This window comes from Trichocoleus sp. DQ-A1, from assembly GCF_039961955.1.
Lineage (GTDB): Bacteria > Cyanobacteriota > Cyanobacteriia > Cyanobacteriales > FACHB-T130 > FACHB-T130.
This window is the reverse complement of record NZ_JAMPKE010000002.1, coordinates 282,915-304,851: the sequence shown is the minus strand read 5'-3', so window position 1 is coordinate 304,851 and position 21,937 is coordinate 282,915. Positions and strand designations below refer to the sequence as shown.

9 protein-coding genes are annotated in these 21,937 nt (G+C 49.0%); 8 read left to right on the top strand and 1 reads right to left on the bottom strand.

The window, feature by feature from the left end:
- Window positions 1–160 precede the first annotated feature (160 nt).
- Complete coding sequence (gndA, locus tag NDI33_RS03790) at window positions 161–1,657, bottom strand: NADP-dependent phosphogluconate dehydrogenase (RefSeq protein ID WP_190668479.1); 1,497 nt, start codon at window positions 1,655–1,657, stop codon at window positions 161–163.
- Window positions 1,658–1,887: 230 nt separating this feature from the next.
- Here gndA and NDI33_RS03785 point away from each other — a divergent pair, with 230 nt between their 5' ends.
- The 8 genes from NDI33_RS03785 to NDI33_RS03750 all read left to right on the top strand — a co-directional run bounded on the left by NDI33_RS03785 (window position 1,888) and on the right by NDI33_RS03750 (window position 21,793).
- Entirely contained in the window at window positions 1,888–2,829 is a 942-nt protein-coding gene (locus NDI33_RS03785; RefSeq protein WP_190674424.1) for a Ycf66 family protein, read from the top strand.
- Window positions 2,830–3,128: 299 nt separating this feature from the next.
- The gene (gene ileS, locus NDI33_RS03780) at window positions 3,129–6,161 is read left to right on the top strand and encodes an isoleucine--tRNA ligase (protein WP_190674421.1); all 3,033 of its coding nucleotides are present in this window, start codon (window positions 3,129–3,131) and stop codon (window positions 6,159–6,161) included.
- 550 nt (window positions 6,162–6,711) lie between these two features.
- Complete coding sequence (locus NDI33_RS03775; protein WP_190674418.1) at window positions 6,712–7,635, top strand: isopeptide-forming domain-containing fimbrial protein; 924 nt, start codon at window positions 6,712–6,714, stop codon at window positions 7,633–7,635.
- Window positions 7,635–11,693 carry a hypothetical protein gene (locus NDI33_RS03770; protein ID WP_190674415.1) on the top strand — a complete coding sequence of 1,353 codons (4,059 nt, stop codon included), beginning with the start codon at window positions 7,635–7,637 and terminating at the stop codon, window positions 11,691–11,693. The genes NDI33_RS03775 and NDI33_RS03770 overlap by 1 nt, the downstream gene beginning before the upstream one ends.
- A gap of 90 nt (window positions 11,694–11,783) precedes the next feature.
- Window positions 11,784–13,886: an OmpA family protein gene (locus tag NDI33_RS03765; protein ID WP_190674412.1), complete on the top strand. Its 2,103-nt coding sequence runs from the start codon at window positions 11,784–11,786 to the stop codon at window positions 13,884–13,886.
- A gap of 107 nt (window positions 13,887–13,993) precedes the next feature.
- Window positions 13,994–17,068: a DUF11 domain-containing protein gene (locus NDI33_RS03760; protein ID WP_190674409.1), complete on the top strand. Its 3,075-nt coding sequence runs from the start codon at window positions 13,994–13,996 to the stop codon at window positions 17,066–17,068.
- A gap of 474 nt (window positions 17,069–17,542) precedes the next feature.
- Entirely contained in the window at window positions 17,543–21,112 is a 3,570-nt protein-coding gene (locus NDI33_RS03755; RefSeq protein ID WP_190674406.1) for an isopeptide-forming domain-containing fimbrial protein, read from the top strand.
- A gap of 72 nt (window positions 21,113–21,184) precedes the next feature.
- Window positions 21,185–21,793, top strand: coding sequence for a pseudouridine synthase (locus tag NDI33_RS03750; RefSeq protein WP_190674403.1), 609 nt, complete (start codon window positions 21,185–21,187; stop codon window positions 21,791–21,793).
- Window positions 21,794–21,937 lie beyond the last annotated feature (144 nt).

Below are 21,937 nucleotides of genomic sequence, written 5' to 3'. Positions count from 1 at the left end.
CCCGAAAACGATGGGGAAAGACGCGATCGCGCAGCGTCTACCCAGAAGAATAACGACCCTCCATCTGGAAATTTCCTAAATTTTTGGCGTCCGGAGCCAAAAGCTGTTGAAATCGCGACAACGACGGTCGGGCGGGGATTGCCCGCCCGACTACTCCTATTTATGTAATCGTTGTGCGTACAGCTTCCGCAGGGTCTTGGGCTTGCAGTGGCTCAGGCGTAGAGGTTTGAACGCTTTCCTCATCGACTTGAGTCCACTCGGTATGGAAGAAGCCTGCTTTGTCAATGCGCTCGTAGGTATGAGCACCAAAGTAGTCGCGCTGAGCTTGGGTAAGATTTTGCGGCAAGCGATCGCGTCGGTAACTATCGAAGTAATCTAGCGACGCGCTGAATGCCGGAACTGGAATCCCCAGCTTCGCCGACTGCGCTAATACTTCCCGCCAAGCATCCTGGCGATCCAAAATGGTCTGCTTAAACTCAGGAGCCAAGAGCAAATTCGGCAACTCTGGATTGTCCTTGAAAGCAGATTTAATCTTATTCAAGAATCCGGCTCGAATAATGCAACCACCCTTCCAAATCCGGGCAGTTTCGCTCAAATTCAGGTCATAGGAATAAGCCTTCGACGCCGAACTCAATAGCGCCATCCCTTGGGCGTAAGAGCAAATCTTCGAGCAATACAGAGCATCACGGATTTGGTTAATGAAGGTTTTGGCGTCTCCCTCATACTTGCCACTAGGACCCGTTAATATCTCCGAAGCAGCCACCCGTTCCTTCTTAAAGGCAGACATGATCCGGGCATTCACCGCCGCCGTCATCGTTGGAATAGCGATCCCCAGCTCCAGCGCACTCTGCACCGTCCAGCGACCCGTCCCTTTCTGCCCAGCCGCATCGAGAATCACATCGACCAGAGGCTGACGAGTGTCGGGGTCTCGGTAATTGAAAATATCAGCTGTAATCTCAATCAAATAAGAATTGAGTTCATCAGTCGTATTCCATTCGGCGAATACTTGGTGTAGTTGGTTCGCGTCTAGCCCCAACGCATTCTTGAGCAAGTCGTATGCCTCTGCAATCAGCTGCATATCGCCGTACTCAATGCCATTGTGTACCATCTTGACGTAGTGACCGGCACCCGCAGGGCCGATGTAGGTGACACAGGGGCCATCATCCACCTGAGCCGCAATTTTCGTCAAAATTGGTTCCAGATACTCATAGGAGCTTTTCGTACCTCCCGGCATCAGACTAGGGCCATTCAGCGCTCCTTCTTCACCTCCACTGACGCCCATCCCGATAAATCTGAACCCAGATGGCTCTAATTCGCGGGTGCGACGAGCGGTATCGTCAAATAAGGAGTTGCCACCATCAATAATGATGTCACCCTCATCCAGTAACGGTTTGAGCTGGTTAATCACCGCATCTACCGGCGCACCCGCTTTCACCATAATGAGGATTTTGCGAGGGCGTTCTAAGGATTGGACAAAATCTTCAATGGAATAAGCAGCATAGACATTTTTGCCCTGCGCTCGCTCAGCCATAAAGGCATCCGTTTTTTCTGGAGTGCGATTATAGACGGAAATGGGGAACCCATTACGCTCCACATTCAGCGCCAAGTTCTCGCCCATGACCGCCAAACCAATCACACCAAAGCTCTGCTGTGTCATAAGATTCAATGTTCAACTCTGCAATGCTTTTGAACAGTTGCTTTTCCTTCAGAGTAGCCCGATATCCTGAGAGTTTTCCCTAAAGAAGATATTAAGAGTCGCAAAAGTAGTACCGCCTCCTTCGGCGAAGAATCAACAATTGAAACAGCAGATTTAGTTTTTATTTGTATCTAAGTCAACAATCTCAAGCAGAATTGAAACATAGACACAAGTTTTGGAGCATCCACGAAATGCTGGCATATATCCTAGCGATCGCTGTTGCAGTTGGTAGCTTCGCCCTTTACATGGCGGCTTTCTTTTTCCCCGAAGTACACCGAAAGAGTGATTTTATCTGGAGTGGGGTGGGATTGTTCTATGCCCTGGTTTTATGGGTGTGTGCTGGACGCATCACCGGCGGTGTGCTGCTAGGTCAAATCGCTAGCGTAGCGCTAGTCGGTTGGTTAGGTTGGGAAACCCTGACATTACGACGCAGTCTCACCCCCGCAGCTCAGCAAACTGAGATTCCAAGTCCCGAAGCATTGCAGGAAAAATTGACCAACTTATCCCTACCGCAGCGCATAACAGGTCTATTTACCAATCTCAAGGACAAAGCTCAGCAGACGGCAAGTAAAGTTACTCAGAGCAAACCGGGCACTGGAACGACCCAACCAGGGGCATCTAAGACGACAGCGCCTGCGCCAGCAGCTACCGACACCGAAAAACCCCGTGTTACCGTGCTGGATAACCGGACGGATGAAGATGAGGATGAAACGGTGTTACTCAATCAACCACCCGTTCCATCCGCACCCTCAAAGCCGGAATCCCAGACGGAATCTCAGATGGAAGTAATATCCGTTCCATCTGAAGAAAGTGTCCAAGACACAGACTTGGATGACTTGGAACCCCCAGCATCTGTAGAAGCAACTACGGAAGAAACAGTCATAACACCAGAGACTGCCCCATCCTCACCTTCAGAGGTGGAGGCTAACCCAGAAGCTAACCCAGAAAATGTGCCCGAACCCGTTCGCCCGAACCCCCCCGACCCCGAACTGGTAGAAGCTGCTCTAGAAGATGCTGAAGAAAAGCATATTCCGGCTTCACCTCCAGAACCAGCCCATGAAGAAACGAGTGACTCAGTGAGTGGAACAGAGCAGGCAAATCAGCCGTTAGAAAATCCACCCAACCCAACTTGAAAATAAAGGTTAGGAGGAGAATGAGCCGCAAAGCCGTTGTATGGTGCCAAGAAAGCAGCGGAAGGGATAGCAGTCCTAACGCTTTGTGAAGGCGAGATCCCCGACTTCCAGACAGAAGTTGGGGATCTCAAGGGCTGGTATCTCTCAACTAAAATTAGATTGCGATCGCTGCTTATTCCATTTTCTTGCTTTGTGTTCTGTGCATCTTTGCGGTTCATTTTTCCGCTGCAACTTGAAGAGATTGCGATTTGTAACCGATAATGATTGAAAGCAACTCAATCATTTCTCGGCATTAAACTGTGACAGAAACAGGGAACTACAAAGACACCGTTAATCTGCCCAAAACCCAATTTGATATGCGGGCGAACGCTATTAAGCGGGAACCGGAACTGCAAAAATTTTGGGCAGACCAGCAAATTTACGAGCGACTGTCGCAGAACAATCCCGGCGAAATTTTTGTTTTGCATGATGGGCCGCCCTATGCCAATGGTTCGCTCCACATTGGTCATGCTTTAAATAAAATCCTCAAAGACATCATCAACCGCTACCAGCTCCTGCAAGGGCGCAAAGTTCGCTACGTTCCGGGTTGGGATTGTCACGGCTTGCCGATTGAGTTGAAAGTCCTTCAGCAAATGAAGCCAGCAGAGCGGCAAAATCTGACACCTCTGGATCTCCGCCACAAAGCCAGAGATTTTGCGCTTCATACAGTAGACGAGCAGCGCCAAAGCTTCCAACGTTACGGTGTCTGGGGCGACTGGGAGCATCCGTATCTGACTTTAAAACCAGAGTACGAAGCCGCTCAAATTGGCGTCTTCGGTGAGATGGTGCTAAAGGGATATATTTATCGCGGTTTAAAGCCAGTTCACTGGAGTCCTAGTTCTAAAACGGCGCTGGCTGAGGCAGAGTTAGAGTATCCCGAAGATTCTGAAGGTCGCCCAGCTCATACCTCGCGCAGCCTTTATGCAGCTTTCCAGATGACGAATCTGGGGCCAGCCGTGCGATCGCAATTGCAACCATTCTTGCCCGATCTGGGTGTGGCGATTTGGACGACGACGCCTTGGACAATTCCCGCCAACCTAGCAGTGAGCCTGAATCCAGACCTGACCTATGCAGTGGTGGAAGTGGAGGGGGATTCTCTACCAATTTCAACCAAATACCTGTTAGTAGCTGCCGATTTGGTAGAACGCTTGTCAACGACGCTCTCGACTAATCTCACGGTAAAAGCGACAGTACCGGGTAAAGATTTGGAACACAGCACTTACCGACACCCACTCTTCGACCGCGAGAGTCCGATTGTGATTGGGGGCGATTATGTCACCACCGATTCCGGTACGGGATTAGTTCACACGGCTCCCGGTCATGGGGATGAGGATTACAAAGTCGGTCAACGCTACGGTTTACCTCTGCTGTCGCCAGTAGATGCCGATGGCAACTTCACGCAAGAAGCAGGGCAGTTTGCCGGGTTGAACGTCCTGGGTGAGGGAAATCAGGCAGTGATTGACGCCCTAAGCCAAGCGCGATCGCTACTGAAAGAGGAACCCTACGTTCACAAATATCCTTACGACTGGCGTACGAAAAAACCGACCATTTATCGAGCCACAGAACAGTGGTTCGCATCGGTGGAGGGATTTAGAGAAGAGGCGCTAAAAGCGATCGCTTCCGTGAACTGGATTCCTGCTCAAGGTGAAAATCGGATCACGGCAATGGTCGCGGATCGTTCCGATTGGTGTATCTCCCGTCAGCGCAACTGGGGCGTGCCAATTCCCGTTTTCTACGACCTAGAAACCAACGAACCGCTACTAAACGAGGAAACCATCGCCCACGTCCAGGCAATCATTGCTGAAAAGGGTTCGGATGTCTGGTGGGAAAGGTCGGTCGAGGAACTCTTGCCAGAAAGTTATCGCCATAACGGTCGCAGCTACCGCAAAGGCACGGATACGATGGATGTCTGGTTTGACTCTGGCTCCTCTTGGGCGGCGGTAGCGAAACAGCGACCAGAATTGGAATATCCAGCAGATATCTATTTAGAAGGCTCCGATCAGCACCGGGGTTGGTTCCAATCGAGTTTGCTCACGAGTGTGGCAACGAACGACATCGCGCCCTACAAAACTGTCTTGACCCACGGCTTTACCTTGGATGAGCAGGGACGCAAGATGAGTAAATCTCTGGGGAATGTCATCGACCCCTCGATTGTCATCAATGGGGGCAAAAATCAAAAAGAAGAGCCACCCTACGGTGCTGACGTTTTGCGCTTGTGGGTTTCTTCGGTGGATTATTCTTCAGATGTCCCCATCAGCAAGAACATCCTCAAACAGATGGGAGATGTTAGAAACAAGATTCGCAATACGGCGCGGTTCTTGTTAGGAAATCTACACGATTTTGACCCAACTAAAGATGCGGTGTCTTACGATAAACTGCCGGAACTCGACCGCTATATGTTGCACCGGATGACAGAAGTCTTCGGGGAAGTCACGCAAGCATTTGAGAGTTTCCAGTTCTTCCGCTTTTTCCAAACAGTGCAGAATTTCTGCGTTGTTGACTTGTCTAATTTTTATCTGGATATTGCCAAAGATAGGCTTTACATCAGCGCCCCAGATAGCTTCCGTCGCCGTAGTTGTCAGACAGTTTTGGCGATCGCATTAGAAAATTTAGCACGAGCGATCGCGCCTGTTCTCTGTCATACAGCAGAAGATATCTGGCAATATATCCCCTATCCCACACCTTACAAATCTGTGTTTGAAGCGGGGTGGGTGAAGTTAGAGGAGCATTGGCACGATCCAAAACGAGCAGGAGTTTGGCAACAATTGCGACAAATCCGCACTGAGGTGAATAAGGTGATGGAGGGAGAAAGGGTAGAAAAAATGATTGGTTCTTCTCTGGAAGCCAAGCTACTGCTCTGTATTCCTGATCCTGAGTTCCGCTCTTTATTATTGAAAGCCTTAGCTCCTCGTGTCAGTAAGGATGTGGATGAGCTGCAAGCCTTAGATCCTAGTGTCCGTAAGGATGGGGATGTGCTGCGATACTTATTTATTGTCTCTCAAGTAGAACTGGTAGATTCTCTTGAAGCTTTGAATAAACCTCTGCATAAAGCTTTGGCTAGTAATTTGGGTGAATCTGTGGGTGAAGTTTTGCCAGGTGAAAACAACGAGCGGCAAACTGTGGCTGTCTTCGGCACAACAGGGGAGGGTAGGTCGGCAAATCCATGCATAGTAGTTAAAGCAGACGGGAAAAAATGCGATCGTTGCTGGAACTACTCGGTTCATGTGGGCGACTCTGCTGAGCATCCCCTGCTGTGCGAACGTTGCATTCCCGCCTTAGAAGGTAAATTTTAGAGCGCAAAAAGCGATCGCTTCGGCTCGGCTAAGAGCCTACGCTCTTTCCTCCACCCTGCCATCCCCTATGCTTCCAGTTCCCCTCCCTGCTTGCGGGGTGGGGTTCTTTTATGATGAGCAATTAGTATAGATTCTTCACCATCACATGGCGTCAAAGTAGTCAACGCTGCTCAAATTTGCTCTAAATTTAGAAAATTCAGATTTTGAGTGGAATTGGCAATTTCTTGATAATTTCGCGCTCAAGAACCGGCTGATGCAAAAGCAAAAAACTAACACTAATAATTTTTAATTAATTTCATCTATCAAAAGTTATAAAAAAACTATTAAGGCTACAAAGGAAACTCTTCCTCTAGCAATATTCCTTAGAAAATTCTCTTGCGGAAGCGACTCAGATACAGGTATTGTCGTAGATCGTAGAAACCTGGTAGTGTAAGTTTCACCTAATCAGGGTCTATACCCCTCAGGGAGCATCAGGGAGTCTACCACCACAATTTCTTTATCTCTTTAACAGTCCAGCAATGGGGTGTTTTGTTTAGTTAATCTCTGAAGAATGAAATCCCTGCAACCTCTGTTGGGGCGTACCTACCTGCGTCTAACAGCTATCCTAACGTGTTCGTTTGCTTTTGCCTTTCAGTCTCTGCCCGTTAGCGCAATAGACATTTTAAATTCCGCCTCTGCTGCCGGTGACAATCTCCCTCCAGAAGGCGTGAAATCCAATGAAACTTCAGTCACAGCGGGTCAAGCGACTCTAGAACTAATCAAAACAGGCGATCGCGCCGCAGCAGAACCGGGCGACACGGTTGTTTATCGCTTGGCGTTGAAAAATACCGGCACAGCCACTGCCAGCAATATCAGCATTACAGACACCCTACCTGTGGGCTTACGGTATGTGCCGGAGTCCTTGGAAGCCTCGCTGACCACTGGCTCCAGTACTGCCCAAACCACTATACAACCCGCTACTACGTCCAACCGGACAGTTACCTTTAATTTTCCCAAACTTGAGCCGAACCAAACCCTGAACGTGGTTTATGCCGCCGTGGTAACGCCAGACGCCATTCGCGGTAACGGGAGAAATCAAGCACAAGAAACGCGGAGCAACATCGCCAGCCATCAGTTGCGGATTCGACCCGGCATTTTGTCAGACTGCGGCACCCTGATTGGGCGAGTATTTGTCGATAAAAACTTTGATGGCGAACAGCAGCCAGGAGAGCCAGGAGTTCCCAATGCCGTAATTTTTATGGATGACGGCAACCGCATCACGACCGATCCCAACGGTTTATTCTCACTTGCCAATGTCATCTCTGGCTATCGCACCGGCACGCTGGATTTGACCAGTCTACCGGGCTACACTTTGGCTCCCAATCAAAAATTTATTGAGCGCAATAGTCAGTCCCGCCTGGTGCAACTCGAACCGGGAGGATTAGTACGGATGAATTTCGGGGTGACACCCACCTATCGGGAGGGCAAGCAGTGATGAACCAGGCAAAAGGCAAAAAGCAGCCGCCAAAAGATGGGATTTTGGCGTATTTCTCGTTCTTTTTACTGTTTACTTTTTATTTCTTACTTCCTCGCTCCGCGAAGGCAAATGAACTGTCTGCACCCCCTCAAGGTGGACTTGCAGAAGATTCTGAGTTTGCAATTAAAAATTCCACCACTCTCCCTGCAATCGAGCAGGCGGCTGCCCTAGAGAGGACACCAGAGAATTCAGAAGTCTTGGGCACAAATTCTGAATTCGCCGTCCAAGATTCAGCAGAAATTCTAGATTTAGCTCAAAATACTGCACCGACGGATTCACCCCTCCCTTCAGTAGAGACGGTAACGGTAGAGGAATCGGCAAAACCAGCAACAGCAGCGCCCAGCCTCGTAGCGCCTGAAAATACCGCACCGACGGCTTCACCCCTTCCCGAACTTCGAGAAGAGGTTGGGACAGCGCCTGAGAACTCGGCAACGCTCGTACCAACCGCCAGCGAGCTGAAACAGTCGATCCCTCAAACAAATGCCCAGCAAACCTCTCAGCAAACTTCCGATGGAATTTTGGCACCTACCGAAGTTCGGATTTTGACCCCTGGAAGTGGAGTATTGGGGGAGGCTTCTACGAGTCTCGTCGTCCAGTACCACACCCAAGCTCAGGTACAAGTCAGCGTCAATAGAAAACCACTGGATGCCAAAACATCCACCCAGATAGAGCGAGACGAAGCCCAAAATATCATTACTCAGGTTTGGTACAACGTCCCTCTAGAGAAGGGAGAGAACACAATTACAGTGCAAGCGAATAACGGCACCTCGGCAAGTGTCAAGCTAACTGTAAAAAGGACAACTGCCCAAACCTTAGAAATTGCTCCGGTGAGCGATGCTCGGATTCCTGCGGATGGGCGATCGCTATTGCCCCTAGCAGGGAGAATCACCAATGAGAATGGGGAATTAATCCGCGAAGATACAGTTGTCACTTTAACGACGAGCGCCGGTAAGTTTGTTGGTGCTGACGAGGACAAAGATCGAGCCGGATTTCAGGTGATTGCCAGAGGAGGACAATTTACCGCCCAACTGCAATCTAGTTTGGAAGCGCAGAAAGTCCGCATTCGAGCTGCTACAGAGGGGAATCGGTTAGAGGGAATTCGGGTTGGGAAAGACGCTCATCCTACCCCAATTAACCAATCCCCAAACGCTAATCCCCTATCTCCCAATCTCCAGCAATATCCCATCCCCTCGAATACCCAATACCCGCCAGTACCCCCGACTGATAACCCCGTCGCTTATACCCAAGATGAAATATCCGCTAACACCCTATCCGCTAACACCCTAGAAACTTATACGCAGGTAGAATTCATTACCAATCTGCGTCCTTCCTTGGTTTCGGGCGTGGTGAATCTGCGAATTGGCCCTAAAGGAACAAATTTCTGGGGACCGCGCCGGGAGTTTCTGAATCCAGATACGATCGACGAGGGCACCAATATCGATTTGAGTGCTGCTGTTTTCGCTACGGGTAAAGTGGGGGAGTGGCTGCTCACGGGGGCATATAATAGCGCTCGTCCGCTCAACCAAACTTGCGATGGCATCACTACCCTGTTCCGGGGACCGCAATTCTGCGAGCAACAATATCCCGTCTATGGCGATAGCTCCACCGTTGATTATCTAACCCCTTCAAAAGATAGCCTGTATTTCCGTCTGGAACGCACTTCCCCGGTTTTTGGTGCCGAACCAGACTATGTAATGTGGGGAGATTACAACACCACCGAATTCTCCCGCGCCTCCCAGCTATTTAGCGCCACTTCACGCCAGCTACACGGGTTTAAGGGCAACTATAACCTGGGCAATCTGCAAATCACTGCCCTCTATAGCCCGGATGTCGAAGGATTCCAGCGAGATACTGTTGCTCCCAATGGCACCAGCGGCTATTACTTTCTGTCCCGTCGTCTGCTTGTCCCCGGTAGTGAAAGTGTTTTCCTAGAAACCGAAGAAATTAATCGTCCGGGAACGGTGACATCGCGCAAACCCCTGGTTCGCGGGCCTGACTACGAAATTGACTACGACCGGGGCACGCTGCTATTCCGTCGTCCCATCTTTGCCACGCGATTTGACCCGTTTGGCGTGACTCAGGTGCAGCGAATTGTCGTCACTTACCAGCATGAAGGGGTTGATAGCGAAGAGACAAATATTTATGCGGGACGAGCGCAGTATAACTTCTCTCAGGACTTGAATCAGCAAGCTTGGGTGGGAGGTAGCTATTTTCGGCAAGACGAGGGATTGCAGGATTTTGAGCTATTGGGTGCGGATTTCCTGTTCCCTTTAGGGAATAGCGGTCAAATTGTTGGGGAATATGCCCGCTCAGCTCATAATTCTCCCTTTAACGGAGATGTGAACGGCAATGCTTATCGACTAGAAGCGTATGGTGCGATCGCTAAAAGCATTCTCGCTCGCGCTTATTACCGTTCTGTCGAGGAAAATTTCTCCAATAATGCGACAACCAGTTTTACCCCCGGTCAAACGAGATACGGCGCAAATATTGCTGCCCAGCTTAGCCAAACCACTTCGCTGACTGCTAGCTACGACCACGAGGTAAATTTCGGTACGGCACCCTTAGAACGGGTTGAATTCTTTGATATTTTTAACCCTCAACCCCAACCGACACCCGGTGAAAAAGTCGATAATTCTCTAACCACGGTTCGCGCCGGAATTCTGCAAAAGTTTGGGGCTTCAGACCTCAGCCTAGAATACGTCAATCGCTCCCGCGACGACCGTATCGGCGACACCTTCGACAGCAACGCCAGCCAAATTGTCTCTCGCCTCAACGTTGCTTTAAATGATGCCCTAACCTTTCGGGCACAAAATGAACTGAACTTGGGAAACGGCAGCGATGCCCTTTATCCCGACCGTACTACCTTTGGGCTGGATTGGGCAGTGATGGAAGGAGTAGCTTTGCGACTCGCCCACCAATTTGTAGACACTAGAGTCTTTGGTCGCAATTCCATCACTAGCCTGGACACACTGGTAGAACAAAAACTCGGCGAAAACACCTCCATTACAGGTCGCTACTCGATTATCAGCGGCTTCAACACCATCACCGGGCAAGGGGCGGTCGGGTTAAACCACCGTTGGGTTGTTGCCCCTGGATTGCGAGTCCATTTGGGTTACGAGCATATCTTCAGCGACCTATTTAGCCGCACCGCCGCCGGACCGCGATTTGAACAGCCCTACGCTACTGGACAAAGTGCTTCCTCCTTAGGACTCAGCGGCGGCGACGCTTACAGTGTTGGGGTGGAATATACCGACAATCCCAATTTCCAAGCATCCGCCCGATTCGAGCATCGTACCGGCTCTGGCGGCAGTAACACCGTGATTTCTGGCGCTGCTGCCGGTAAACTTTCTCCTGCCGTGACTGCCTTGGTGCGCTATCAACAAGCAAGTGCTTCTAACCAGTTGTTATATGCCTTGGGAGACACGATGAATGTCAAGCTGGGCATGGCTTACCGCAATCCCAACTCTGACAAGTGGAATGGTTTGTTGAGTTATGAATATCGCCGCAACCCCTCCACAATCCCAGAGACATTGCTACTAGGGAGTGGCACGGGTTACAGAGATCACATCATCGCTGCGGAGGCGATTTATGCTCCTTCCTGGCGGTGGGAATTTTATGGCAAATATGCCATGCGAAACAGCACTACCGATTTAGCGAATAACTTCAGCAACTCTTCGACTGTGTTTCTGGCACAGTTCCGGACGATGTACCGGCTGGGATATCGCTGGGATGTCGCGGGGGAAGCTCGTTGGATTGGACAACCCGATACAAATTTTAATGAAACTGGCTTCGCTTTAGAGGCGGGTTATTATGTGACGCCAGACTTGCGAGCTTCGCTGGGATATAGCTTTGGCAGTGTAGATGACCGCGATTTTAGCGGCTATCGGTCAGAGGGTGGCGTTTATTTTGGCTTAACGCTGAAGGTAAATGAATTACTCGGCGGCTTCGGGCGACAAAAAGTATCACCGCCACAGCAGCAAGAGTCCCAGGTGCAACCAGTCGCGGTAGAGAGGTAATGGGGAATGAGAAAGGGGTAATTGGTAATGGGTAATCGGTAAAGAATAACCAATTATCAATCGCTGATCGCTAATCACGAATGACTACAAATGAACGCTAAAAAGTTTCTCTTACCTTTTGTTTTTTTACTGTTGCCTGTTTCTGCAACTGCTCAGACAGAAAATTTAAAAATTGTTGTTAATAGCAACCAGGATGGAGCCGTTAATCCAGATGATGCCTTAACGCTGAGGGAAGCGATTGAGATTGTTAATGGGACATTACCTTTAGATCGTCTTAGTAGTGCCGAACAAAGTCTGGTTTCAAGTAATGTTGGTACGACGCTGATTGCTTTTAATTTGCCGTCAGCAGATACCACCATCCGCCTCGTTGAGGTGTTGCCACCATTAGCTCGTCCGGGATTAATTGTTGATGGTACAACTCAACCAGAGTATGACCCCGAAGGATCTGCAACTGCCGAGATTGCAATTCCGATTCCGGTAGTCGCGATCGCTCCCGCTGCCAATCGAGAAGTCTTCCGTGGCTTAACAGTTGTTGCGGATGGGGTGACGATTCGAGGATTAAGCCTCTATGGTTTCACCTCTCGCCATCGCGCCACGGCTACCTTGCCACCCGCAGATATTTTTATCGATAATCCTCAGTCTGCTGCGATTAAAGGAGCTGCGAACGGTCAAAAGTTAATGGAGAATCGGGAAGGCGAACCATCACCAATTTCCAATTCCCCCAAAAATGTAGTAATTGAAAACAACTGGTTAGGGATTTTGCCCGATCAAAGTGTGCCGCAGCAAACTTCGGCATTTGGGGTATTTGTCTTTAACAGCTTAGGAACAACGATTCAACGCAACCGAATTGCCAACCACGATGGTAGCGGGATTATTACCTCTGTCCAAGCTGAGAATTTGCAGGTGACAGAAAACATTATTGTTGGCAACGGGATTGCGGGAATGCCCGATGCGATTCGCTTAGAAGGAAGGATTGATAACACGCAGGTTAGCGCTAATTTGATTTGCGGCAACGATGGTAGTGGTGTCTTTTTATTTAAACCCCAAGGCGCGGCGCAGATTAATAATAACCAAATTATTTATAATGGTCGTCGCTTGCGTCGGGCAGCCGTTTACTTAATGGGGAACGATCATCAGGTGATCGAGAACCAAATCGGTCATCAAACCGGACCGGGTGTCGTGGTTGCATCGTATCCCAAGAGCGATCGCAATCTCATTCAATCCAATCGTTACTTCGATTTAGACGGTTTGAGCATCGACTTAATTGCTCAACAAAACACGGGTGTCCAAGAGTATCAACGGGGAGATGGCCCCAATCCACCCCGGAATTCGCCCAATCGTCGTTTGGATACGGCTAACTCAGCGATTAATGCCCCCCAATTCATTAGCCGCGAATTTTTTGTACTAGGCAATAAAACCAATCTGTCTGGAACTGCCGATCCGGGTTCTCAAGTGACAATTTATCGAGTGGAGGAGAATAGCGAGACGCCCTATGCCCCTTTAAGAGAACCGCTGACAACGGGTGAAGCAGATGACGAGGGAAAATTTAGCCTCACGCTCGATAATTTACAACCCGGAGATCGAGTCAGCGCGATCGCTACCATCCCAAAATACGGCACCTCTGAACCGGCTGCCAATGCTGAAATTGTGTCACCCGTCGGCGACCGGGTAAACGTCTCTTCTACCACCAACTTTACCAGCACGAATATATTGCGAAGCAGACTGCGGACAATTCCTCAATGTACCACCGCACCCGCTCCGCCAGTAGTACAAGTGCCGCCGGAAGAACCGCCGCCAGAACCCATCCGCATCCAGGTGCCAACCAACGTCCACTTTGCCCTCGACAAAGCCACGATTAGTCCAGAAAGTGCCAGAGTTCTGGATCGAATTGCCGAAGTTTTACAAGCAAATCCCCCGATTGTGATTGAGCTTCGAGGTCACACCGACCCTCGTGCTAGCGATGCTTATAATCTTGACTTGTCAAATCGGCGAGCGATCGCAGTGAGAAATTATTTATTGCGTCAAGGCATTGCCCCAGAACGCATGACAATTCGTGCCTTGGGTGAATCTCAGCCGCGAGTAACCGGAAGAAACCGTCTAGATTATGCCCGGAATCGTCGGGTCGAATTTATCTTCCAAGATGCCAGAGGCATCGAGCTATTTGTCCAAGAAGAGGATTTGCAGTTGGAGTAGGAAAAAGGCTCTCATGCTCTCAGGGAAAAGAAAAAAATAATTCTTGATGAGAGCCTTTTACTTTTTGATGATATTGCCAGACAAAGTGCGAGGAGACTGTTAGTTTGATGTTGAAATTTTACCCGCATCCCCCAACGAATCAAACTCCCTTTAGCTGCTGGAGTCGCCTTTGCGGTAGCCTTGCCCTTGCCATCTGTGCCATTAGTGCTGGTAGTGAAGTTGCATATGCTGAAGGCAGTCGGGAACTGACCAATAACCCAGGCAATCGCCCATTTCTAGAATATCGAAACGCTAATTTTGAGACGACTGATATACCGCGTCGAACCAGAATTCGGGTTTACGCGAATGCAGGAGAAACAATCTATCTTGGTTCCAGTGCCGTCGGTGTTGGAGATGGCGAGATCCAATATAGACCGCCTAATAGCAATGCTTTTACTTCTTGTGGTGCAGGTATCGGTAAGATCGAAAACCGAGCGCAAGAGGAAGCAGGCCCTCTACCTGTCAATCCCCAAGGCTACAGCCCCTGCACAATTACGGCGGCTCAAACTTCATCTGCTGGAGATGGCATTTGGGAAATCGACTTTGTCAGCCCAGATCCTCAAAGCGATAACAATCCGTACGAAAATAGCGCCAATGCGCCTCAAATACAAAACAGCTATAGCTGGACAGCAACAGATCAGCTGAATGATGTTCCTTGGGTTTTAGCTTGGGATGTCACAGTCGCCAACGGAAATCAACCTATCCCCGGTCGAGCCTATGCAAATTATTTTTCTCTCAACTTGGGAGCCAATGGGCGAAGTCTCCGTTCCAAAGCCTTTGTTTTGACTGATGAAGGCTATCAGTACCAAATCGATTTAAATGGTCTCGACCCCTTTGGATTTATCTTTTTTGCCAATAACAAAGGTTTTACGGCAAATCCAAACGGCAGTCCGATTTACCAATCTGTTCCGCTTATAGGAAGTAACGTATATAACCCGGATCAGCCAGATTTCGGGACGGATGTCACCTATAAAATCTTCTTTAATCAACCCAGTTCTACCCTGCCGCTGCAAGCACCCATAACTCCAGCCAGTGGTGGTCAGACATGGCTACTGACACCAGCCGTGGCACCTCCTACTCCCACTGATTTTAAATTTACAGGCACAGAGGGAACTAACGGTCAGGCGGGTACAACTACTCCATTGGGAGGAAATTTTAGCTTTAACACCCCGGCATCGGGCAGCTACCAGATTATTCTTGATCTCAACCAAGACAAAAAATACGGTACTGGAAACGATCGCATACTAGTAGGAACCGCAGATGTTGGGATCAACACTGTACCTTGGGATGGCTTAGATGCGAATGGAGCGACTATCCCTCCTAGTAATATCGCTTACGGTGCCCAAATCGTACTTAGTGCCGGTGAAATTCATTTTCCATTTCTAGATCCTGAAAGCAACCCGAATGGCTTGAAAATCCTGCGGCTTAATAATCCCAGTCCGGCAAGTAATCCGGCACCGCCTCCTGATAGGGTCTACTATAATGACGCTCCTTTAGTAGAAAACCCACCTCCCCCAGAAGCACCTAACCCTCTGAGCGCCCTAGCAGGGATTTCCAGCAGCAATGGTGCCCATGCGTTTCAAGGCGTTGGTGAGGAAGGTTTTGGTAATAACAGAGGTATTGATACTTGGACATACTACCCATCTACACTCACCAATCTTGAGCAAGGCATCACCATATCCGAAGCCGATTTGCAGATTCAAAAAACGCTGGTGACGAGTCCAGTGGTTGCAGGCAGCCCTGTTACGTACACTCTCACCGTTACGAACAACGGCCCCTCTAATGTAACTGGAGCAACGGTGACAGACAACGTCCCCTCTCAGATTACTGGAGTCACTTGGACTTGCGCGATTACAACTGGGACTGGTAGTTGCGGACAAGCTAGCGGCACGGGAAATGCTATCAACACAACAGTAAATCTAAATAGCGGAGCTGTTGCTACCTATACCGTTACAGGTGCCATCTCTCCCATAACTCCATCTGGAGAATTAAGCAACACAGCAACGGTCACGCGACCGAAGGATGTAACCGACCCCAATCCCAACAACAACACATCAAGCACTACAACTACTATTCAACCGAACCCAGTTACGCCCACTGGCATCAAATCAGTTCGTCTGGTCACAGACGCAGATGCTAGCGCTTCTGTCACCACTGGAGATACGGTTGAATTCACGATTACCTATGTTAATAACGCCCCTACCTCCGTCACTAACTTCCTAGCGAGTGACAGCATTGATGCCACTAAGTTGAGTTTTGTTGCTGGTAGTTATAGCTTTACAGCCTCTGGTACTGGGACAACGGTGACACAGAATCCCAACTACAACGGTACGATTGACCCGAACCTTACCAATCCGACAGCTTTGGGCACATTAAGTGGAAATGGTGGTCGGGTGGTCATCAAGTTTCAGGCAATTATTACGGCGGCTGCTGGGGTGCAAATTAGCAACCAAGCTGTTGCCACATCAACAGGTGGCACCGTTAACTCGTCGGTTACAGATGCCATTCAAGGGAATGGCGACTTGCCTCAAATTGTAGATGATGGAATTAATCAAGGAAACCTTGCCAATACTGGGGATGATGACCCGACTGTACTAACGGTCGCTTCACCTGGGAATGGGAATCTGCGTTTGGTGAAGCGAATTACATCTGTGACTAGAAACGGTGTGCTGCTGAGTGGGATTAACTTCAATAGTTTTGTAGATGACCCAAACAGCGATAATGACAATGCATCTGGGTGGTCGCAACTGTCGCCCATAGGAGTTTCCACCATAGCCGCTGAAACAGCTTTGAGAAGCGGCGACCAAGTCGAGTACACGATTTATTTTCTCTCTGATGGAACTGCTCCAGCTAACAATGTCAGATTTTGCGATCCGATTCCCACCGGGACAACATTTCTTCCTGACAGCTTTGGTTCGGGTGCGGGAATTTCGGTGAATCGCTCTGGAACAATTGCCAACCGGACGAATGCTTCAGATGCAGATGAAGGGACATTTCTTTCGCCACTTGCTCCTTTACCTGCGGGCAATGGTTGTCCTAACCAAAATAATGCTGATGGAGCGGTAACTGTAAATTTGGGTAATATTTCTAATGCAACGGGTAGTAATTATGGTTTTACCCGCTTCCGCGTCAAAATAAACTAATCTTTATTGACTGCGTTTATAGCAAGCCTGACGATGTTTCAATCAAGTTAATTTAACAGCAGTAAAAATGAGAACGAAGTATGACAAATAGCGTACTTACCTGCCTAGGATCATGCCTTTTTCTGTAACATAAATGGCACTACTTTTTGAGAAAATGGGTGTTTTGATGACTTGAAGAGCATTTGGAAACTGCTTTTGTGGCAACAGCTTTGGCGAGATAACGATCGCTATCTCGCCCTTAATAAATCATTCTGTGACTTTCCACACTTGAGGCGCAACCTGCTCGTTCGGCGGAATACTGAAATAAATCACTTTTTGCAACGCTTGTCAACTATTTAAACAAGGGGGAGTAGCTAAGGCGAACGAGCAATCGTCATCTCTGCTCAACCACACATCTACCTATAGAAATATTTACGTCATTAATGCAATAATTCTGTATTTCCAAGTAATTTATTCGTAAAAACTATAATGCAGATGTTCTTCAAGGACTCTCAGGAAGCGCAAGGACGGAAAATAGAGGATAAAAGAAACTTCTCTTCCTTCTATGACTCTCTTTCATTTCTCTTCCCAAGCATTACTTTAGTTGCAGCTTTAGTCTGTTACTCTACTGCTGCCCAAGCGCAGACCACCACACTCCCATCTTCATCAGGACTCAACTTTCAAACCAGTGGCCCGTCTCGCGCTGCTGGTGTTGGTGATTGGTACACTACGGCGAAAAGTAATAGCCCTGACCGGCTTCATCGCTTCGCTGTTGACATCACGCAAGCCATGATTACTGCCGGAGGCGGCAGCGTCACCATTACTATCAACGATGCAGAGAGTAATGGAGCATTAGATGAAATCAATGATAGTCCTAACGTTACTAATAGTCCTATAGGAACCGTTACTTGTACAACTTTACCTAGCACTTGTGACCCAACTCGTTTTGAGCTACGCACCTTAAATGGGGTAACAGTTCTCGAAACTAAAACAGTAGGGGGGCCTAATGGAAATAACGCGGCTAACAACACGCCTGTCACTTTTACTGTTACTCAACCTGGCACGTACCAAGTTACCAGCGTAACTGGTGCAGGCCCAATATTTGGGGATGATACTCCTAACCTCAACGACGACGATAATGGCTTCTCAATTAGCGTTCCAACTTTTGGTCTTCCCCAAGGCCAACAAGCATTAATTGGTCAGTTCCAAGGTACGGTTCAGCAAAACACTGGGAGTTCCTTAACTGTACCGCTCTATTTTCTTGTCGATCCAGGAACAATTAGTCTGTCCTTGCGGAATTTTGATCTAGATAATGGTGGAACCATCTCCTATACTCGTCCTACTGGCGGGACAATCACAGGCACGGCATCGAGTGATGCAATATGGAATGTTAGTAATACTCTAAACCCAACAGCTGCCACTGGCGACAAATTTACGGTATCAGCCCTGACTGCTACTGGTGGTGATGCTGGGATATGGGGTTTGACAGTTGCAAACTTTACAAATAACAACCAAACGCTCTTTCAAGCGGCAGGAAATTTAGGTACCTTACCTCTTTTCGATAACCCTCCAACTAGAGCGGGTAACTTTGTGATTACGCCCAGCACTACACTAGCAACTACAATTGGCAACGAAGTTTGTCACCCATTTACTGTTACCAATAACTTTTTTACAACTGACATAATTAATTTAAACCTTACAGGAACAAACCCTAATTACGTAGCGCAATTTCGAGATGCTGTTACAGGCCTTCCTCTAGAGGATACCGACAAGGATGGGTTACTTGATACGGGAATTTTAAACCCAGGACAAACTAAATTTTATAATCTGTGCGTGACGCCAGGCCAAGGAGCGACTGCGCCCGATGTTAGCCAAATTGGGGCAACCTCTTTTATGGATAGGAAGGTCGCTCCGAATAGTTACCAAACCAGAGAGCAGTTCGTTACCAAAACGACTACAATCCCCATTCCACCTGTCGTCACTGGTACAAAATCCGTTGCTCTGGCAACAGATGCGGATGGGTCAGGTTCGGTGACAGCGGGCGATCGCGTCCGCTATACAATTAGCTATACAAATACGGAGTCTGGTGCTGCCAACGAGTTCCAGATTACAGACGCCTTACCTACCGGACTGACTCTAGCTGCAATACCCACCGTCACTGTCGCCGGGCCGGGCACCAGTGCTGCTGTTAATCCAGCTTATAATGGTGCTGGCACAAATACTCTCCTAGCCGCCGGAGCCGTGCTAGCATCCAATGGCACCATCACCGTCACCGTAGATGCCACTGTTGGCAGCGGAGTCAGTGGCAACCTATTTAACCAAGCTACTGCTACTTCTACCACGCCTGGCTTCCCACCCGCAGGAGTACCTACCGATGCTACTACTCCATCTGGCAGCATTAGCCAAACGCCCTACGGCGATACTGGCCCTGCCGACAAAACTGGATTGACCATTGGCTTAGTACCCGTCCCCGTCCCTACCGCCACCAAATCCGTCCGCTTTGTGACCGACAACGACGGTAGCACCACACTTACCATCGGTGATGACGTTCAGTACACGATCATTGTCAGCAATCCCACATCAAGTCCGATTAATAACTTAGTCATCAGTGACGTTATTCCCATACAGTTGCTGGTGCTGCGGAATACCGTTACCATAGACGGTGATTTTACCCTTGCCGCTAGTCTCCCTGGCAGTGACTTCAACGGTACGGGCACTCCTGTCCCTTTCACCCAACCAGGAACCCTAGCCGCTGGTGCCACCGTTACCCTCAAGTTTAACGCCCGTCTCAGACCAGGGGCGGCTAATCCAATTACTAACCAAGGGAGAGTGAACTTTGCCGGAGATAACGGCGATCCTGTACTCACAGATGCCAGTGACTCGACAAACCCCACGCAACCCGGTTCTGGCAATAATCCCGGCAATCCCGGTAATATTGGCTCTGGCGGCAATGTGAACCAACCTAATCAAAGCGGTGCTGACCCCAACATTCTTAACTTTGTCAATCCTGTCTCACCCAGCGGTGCTAAGTCTGTCCGTCTGTTTACCGACACCGATAACAGCGGCACTGTGACGACAGGTGATGTAATTGAATACACCATCACCTACATCAACACTGCTCCCAACAGCGTCAGCAACTTCTTGGCTACCGACAGCATCGACACTAGCAAGTTGAGTTTTGTCGCAGGCAGTTATAGCTTTACTTTTTCTGGAACTGGAACAACGATTACGGGGAACTCTAGCTATAACGGCACCACCGACACGAACCTTACCAATCCCACCACTAAAGGTCAACTGGGTGCAGGCGGTGGCAAGGTGACGATTAAGTTCCGTGCTACGGTGACGGCGACAACTGGCGTCCAGATTATCAACCAAGCCCGTGCCACATCGACAGGTGGCACAGTTAATAACTCGGTGACAGATGCGGTTACAGGGCCTAATGATTTGCCGCAGGAGTTGGATGATGAGATTAATCAGGGCAACCTGGGAGATACTGGGGATGATGACCCAACTGTGTTGACAGTAGCTGCTTCTGGAGTACCGCGTCTGCGTTTGGTGAAGCGAATTACCAATGCGACGAGAAATGGCGTTCCGATTAGCGGGATTAATTTTGGTAGCTTTGTCGCTGACCCAAATGACCCGAATGATGATGCTCCGGGCTTTTCTCAATTGTCGCCCGTGGGAGTAAGTAGGTTGGGGTCAGAAACGCTTTTGGCAAGCGGTAATGAGGTGGACTACACTATCTATTTCCTCTCTGATGGAACTGCTCCAGTCAATAATGTTAGATTCTGCGATGCGATTCCATCTGGGACAATGTTTATCGCCGATAGTTTTGGGTCAGGTAGCGGGATTTCAGCGAATCAAGCGGGAATAGTGACGGATCAAACGAATGCTTCAGATACAGACGCTGGGACATTTTTCTCGCCGCTAGCTCCATTACCGGCGGGGAATGCTTGCTCTAACCAAACGAATCCTGACGGGGCAGTTATCCTAAATTTAGGTACTATTTCCAACAAGGCTGGTAGTAATTTTGGCTTTATTCGTTTCCGGGTCAAAATCAACTAATAAGTTGTGGTAAGCGGTCATCGGCGATCGCAATGAAATATTACCAATTCCCAATTCTCAACCGCCTGATTTGTGTACCGATATCTAATTTTTTACAAGCCTTATGGCGTCTTAACTCAGTTTACGGATAACAGTCCAACTGAGCAGAAACGCAACACGCTGAAAGATTACATTCCCGTTCCCTCGGTTTATCCAGTAGGTCGTTTGGATTGGGATAGTGAAGGATTGTTGCTGTTGACGAATGATGGGCGAATGCAGCATCGGTTGAGCAATCCTCGATTTGGGCATCCCCGGACTTACTGGGTGCAGGTGGAACGCATTCCGGATGAAGAGGCGCTGAGACATTTGCGCGAAGGCTTAGTCATTCAAGATTACCGGACGCGAAAGGCATTGGTGCAGTTGTTACCCGATGAACCACAACTACCGCCTCGCGATCCACCGATTCGCTTTCGCAAGAATGTGCCGACAGCATGGGTGGAAATGACTTTGACAGAGGGACGGAACCGGCAAGTACGACGGATGACGGCAGCGGTAGGGTTTCCGACGCTGCGGCTGGTGCGAGTTGCGATCGCTCACTTGTCTCTTGTGGGTCTAGAACCCGGACAGTGGCGCGATCTAACTTCAATTGAGTTAGAACTATTAAAGAAGCTGTGTCAAACTGATGCTAGCCGCATTCAGTAGTGATGAGTTGCGATCGCTATCCACTGAGCGATCGCGTAATGTAGACGTAGCACGAATCATTGAGGGTGCAAGACGTGCGTATGGCATCCCCGTCTGCTAACGCTGACCTTAAGACTTCTACCTGTTGAGGTTGGAAGCTTCGAT

Coding starts and splice junctions, on each gene's coding strand:
- NDI33_RS03775 (WP_190674418.1), top strand. CDS start 6,712: ATGAAATCCCTGCAACCTCTGTTGGGGCGTACCTACCTGCGTCTAACA.
- gndA (WP_190668479.1), bottom strand. CDS start 1,657: ATGACACAGCAGAGCTTTGGTGTGATTGGTTTGGCGGTCATGGGCGAG.
- NDI33_RS03785 (WP_190674424.1), top strand. CDS start 1,888: ATGCTGGCATATATCCTAGCGATCGCTGTTGCAGTTGGTAGCTTCGCC.
- NDI33_RS03765 (WP_190674412.1), top strand. CDS start 11,784: ATGAACGCTAAAAAGTTTCTCTTACCTTTTGTTTTTTTACTGTTGCCT.
- NDI33_RS03760 (WP_190674409.1), top strand. CDS start 13,994: ATGTTGAAATTTTACCCGCATCCCCCAACGAATCAAACTCCCTTTAGC.
- NDI33_RS03770 (WP_190674415.1), top strand. CDS start 7,635: ATGAACCAGGCAAAAGGCAAAAAGCAGCCGCCAAAAGATGGGATTTTG.
- NDI33_RS03755 (WP_190674406.1), top strand. CDS start 17,543: ATGTTCTTCAAGGACTCTCAGGAAGCGCAAGGACGGAAAATAGAGGAT.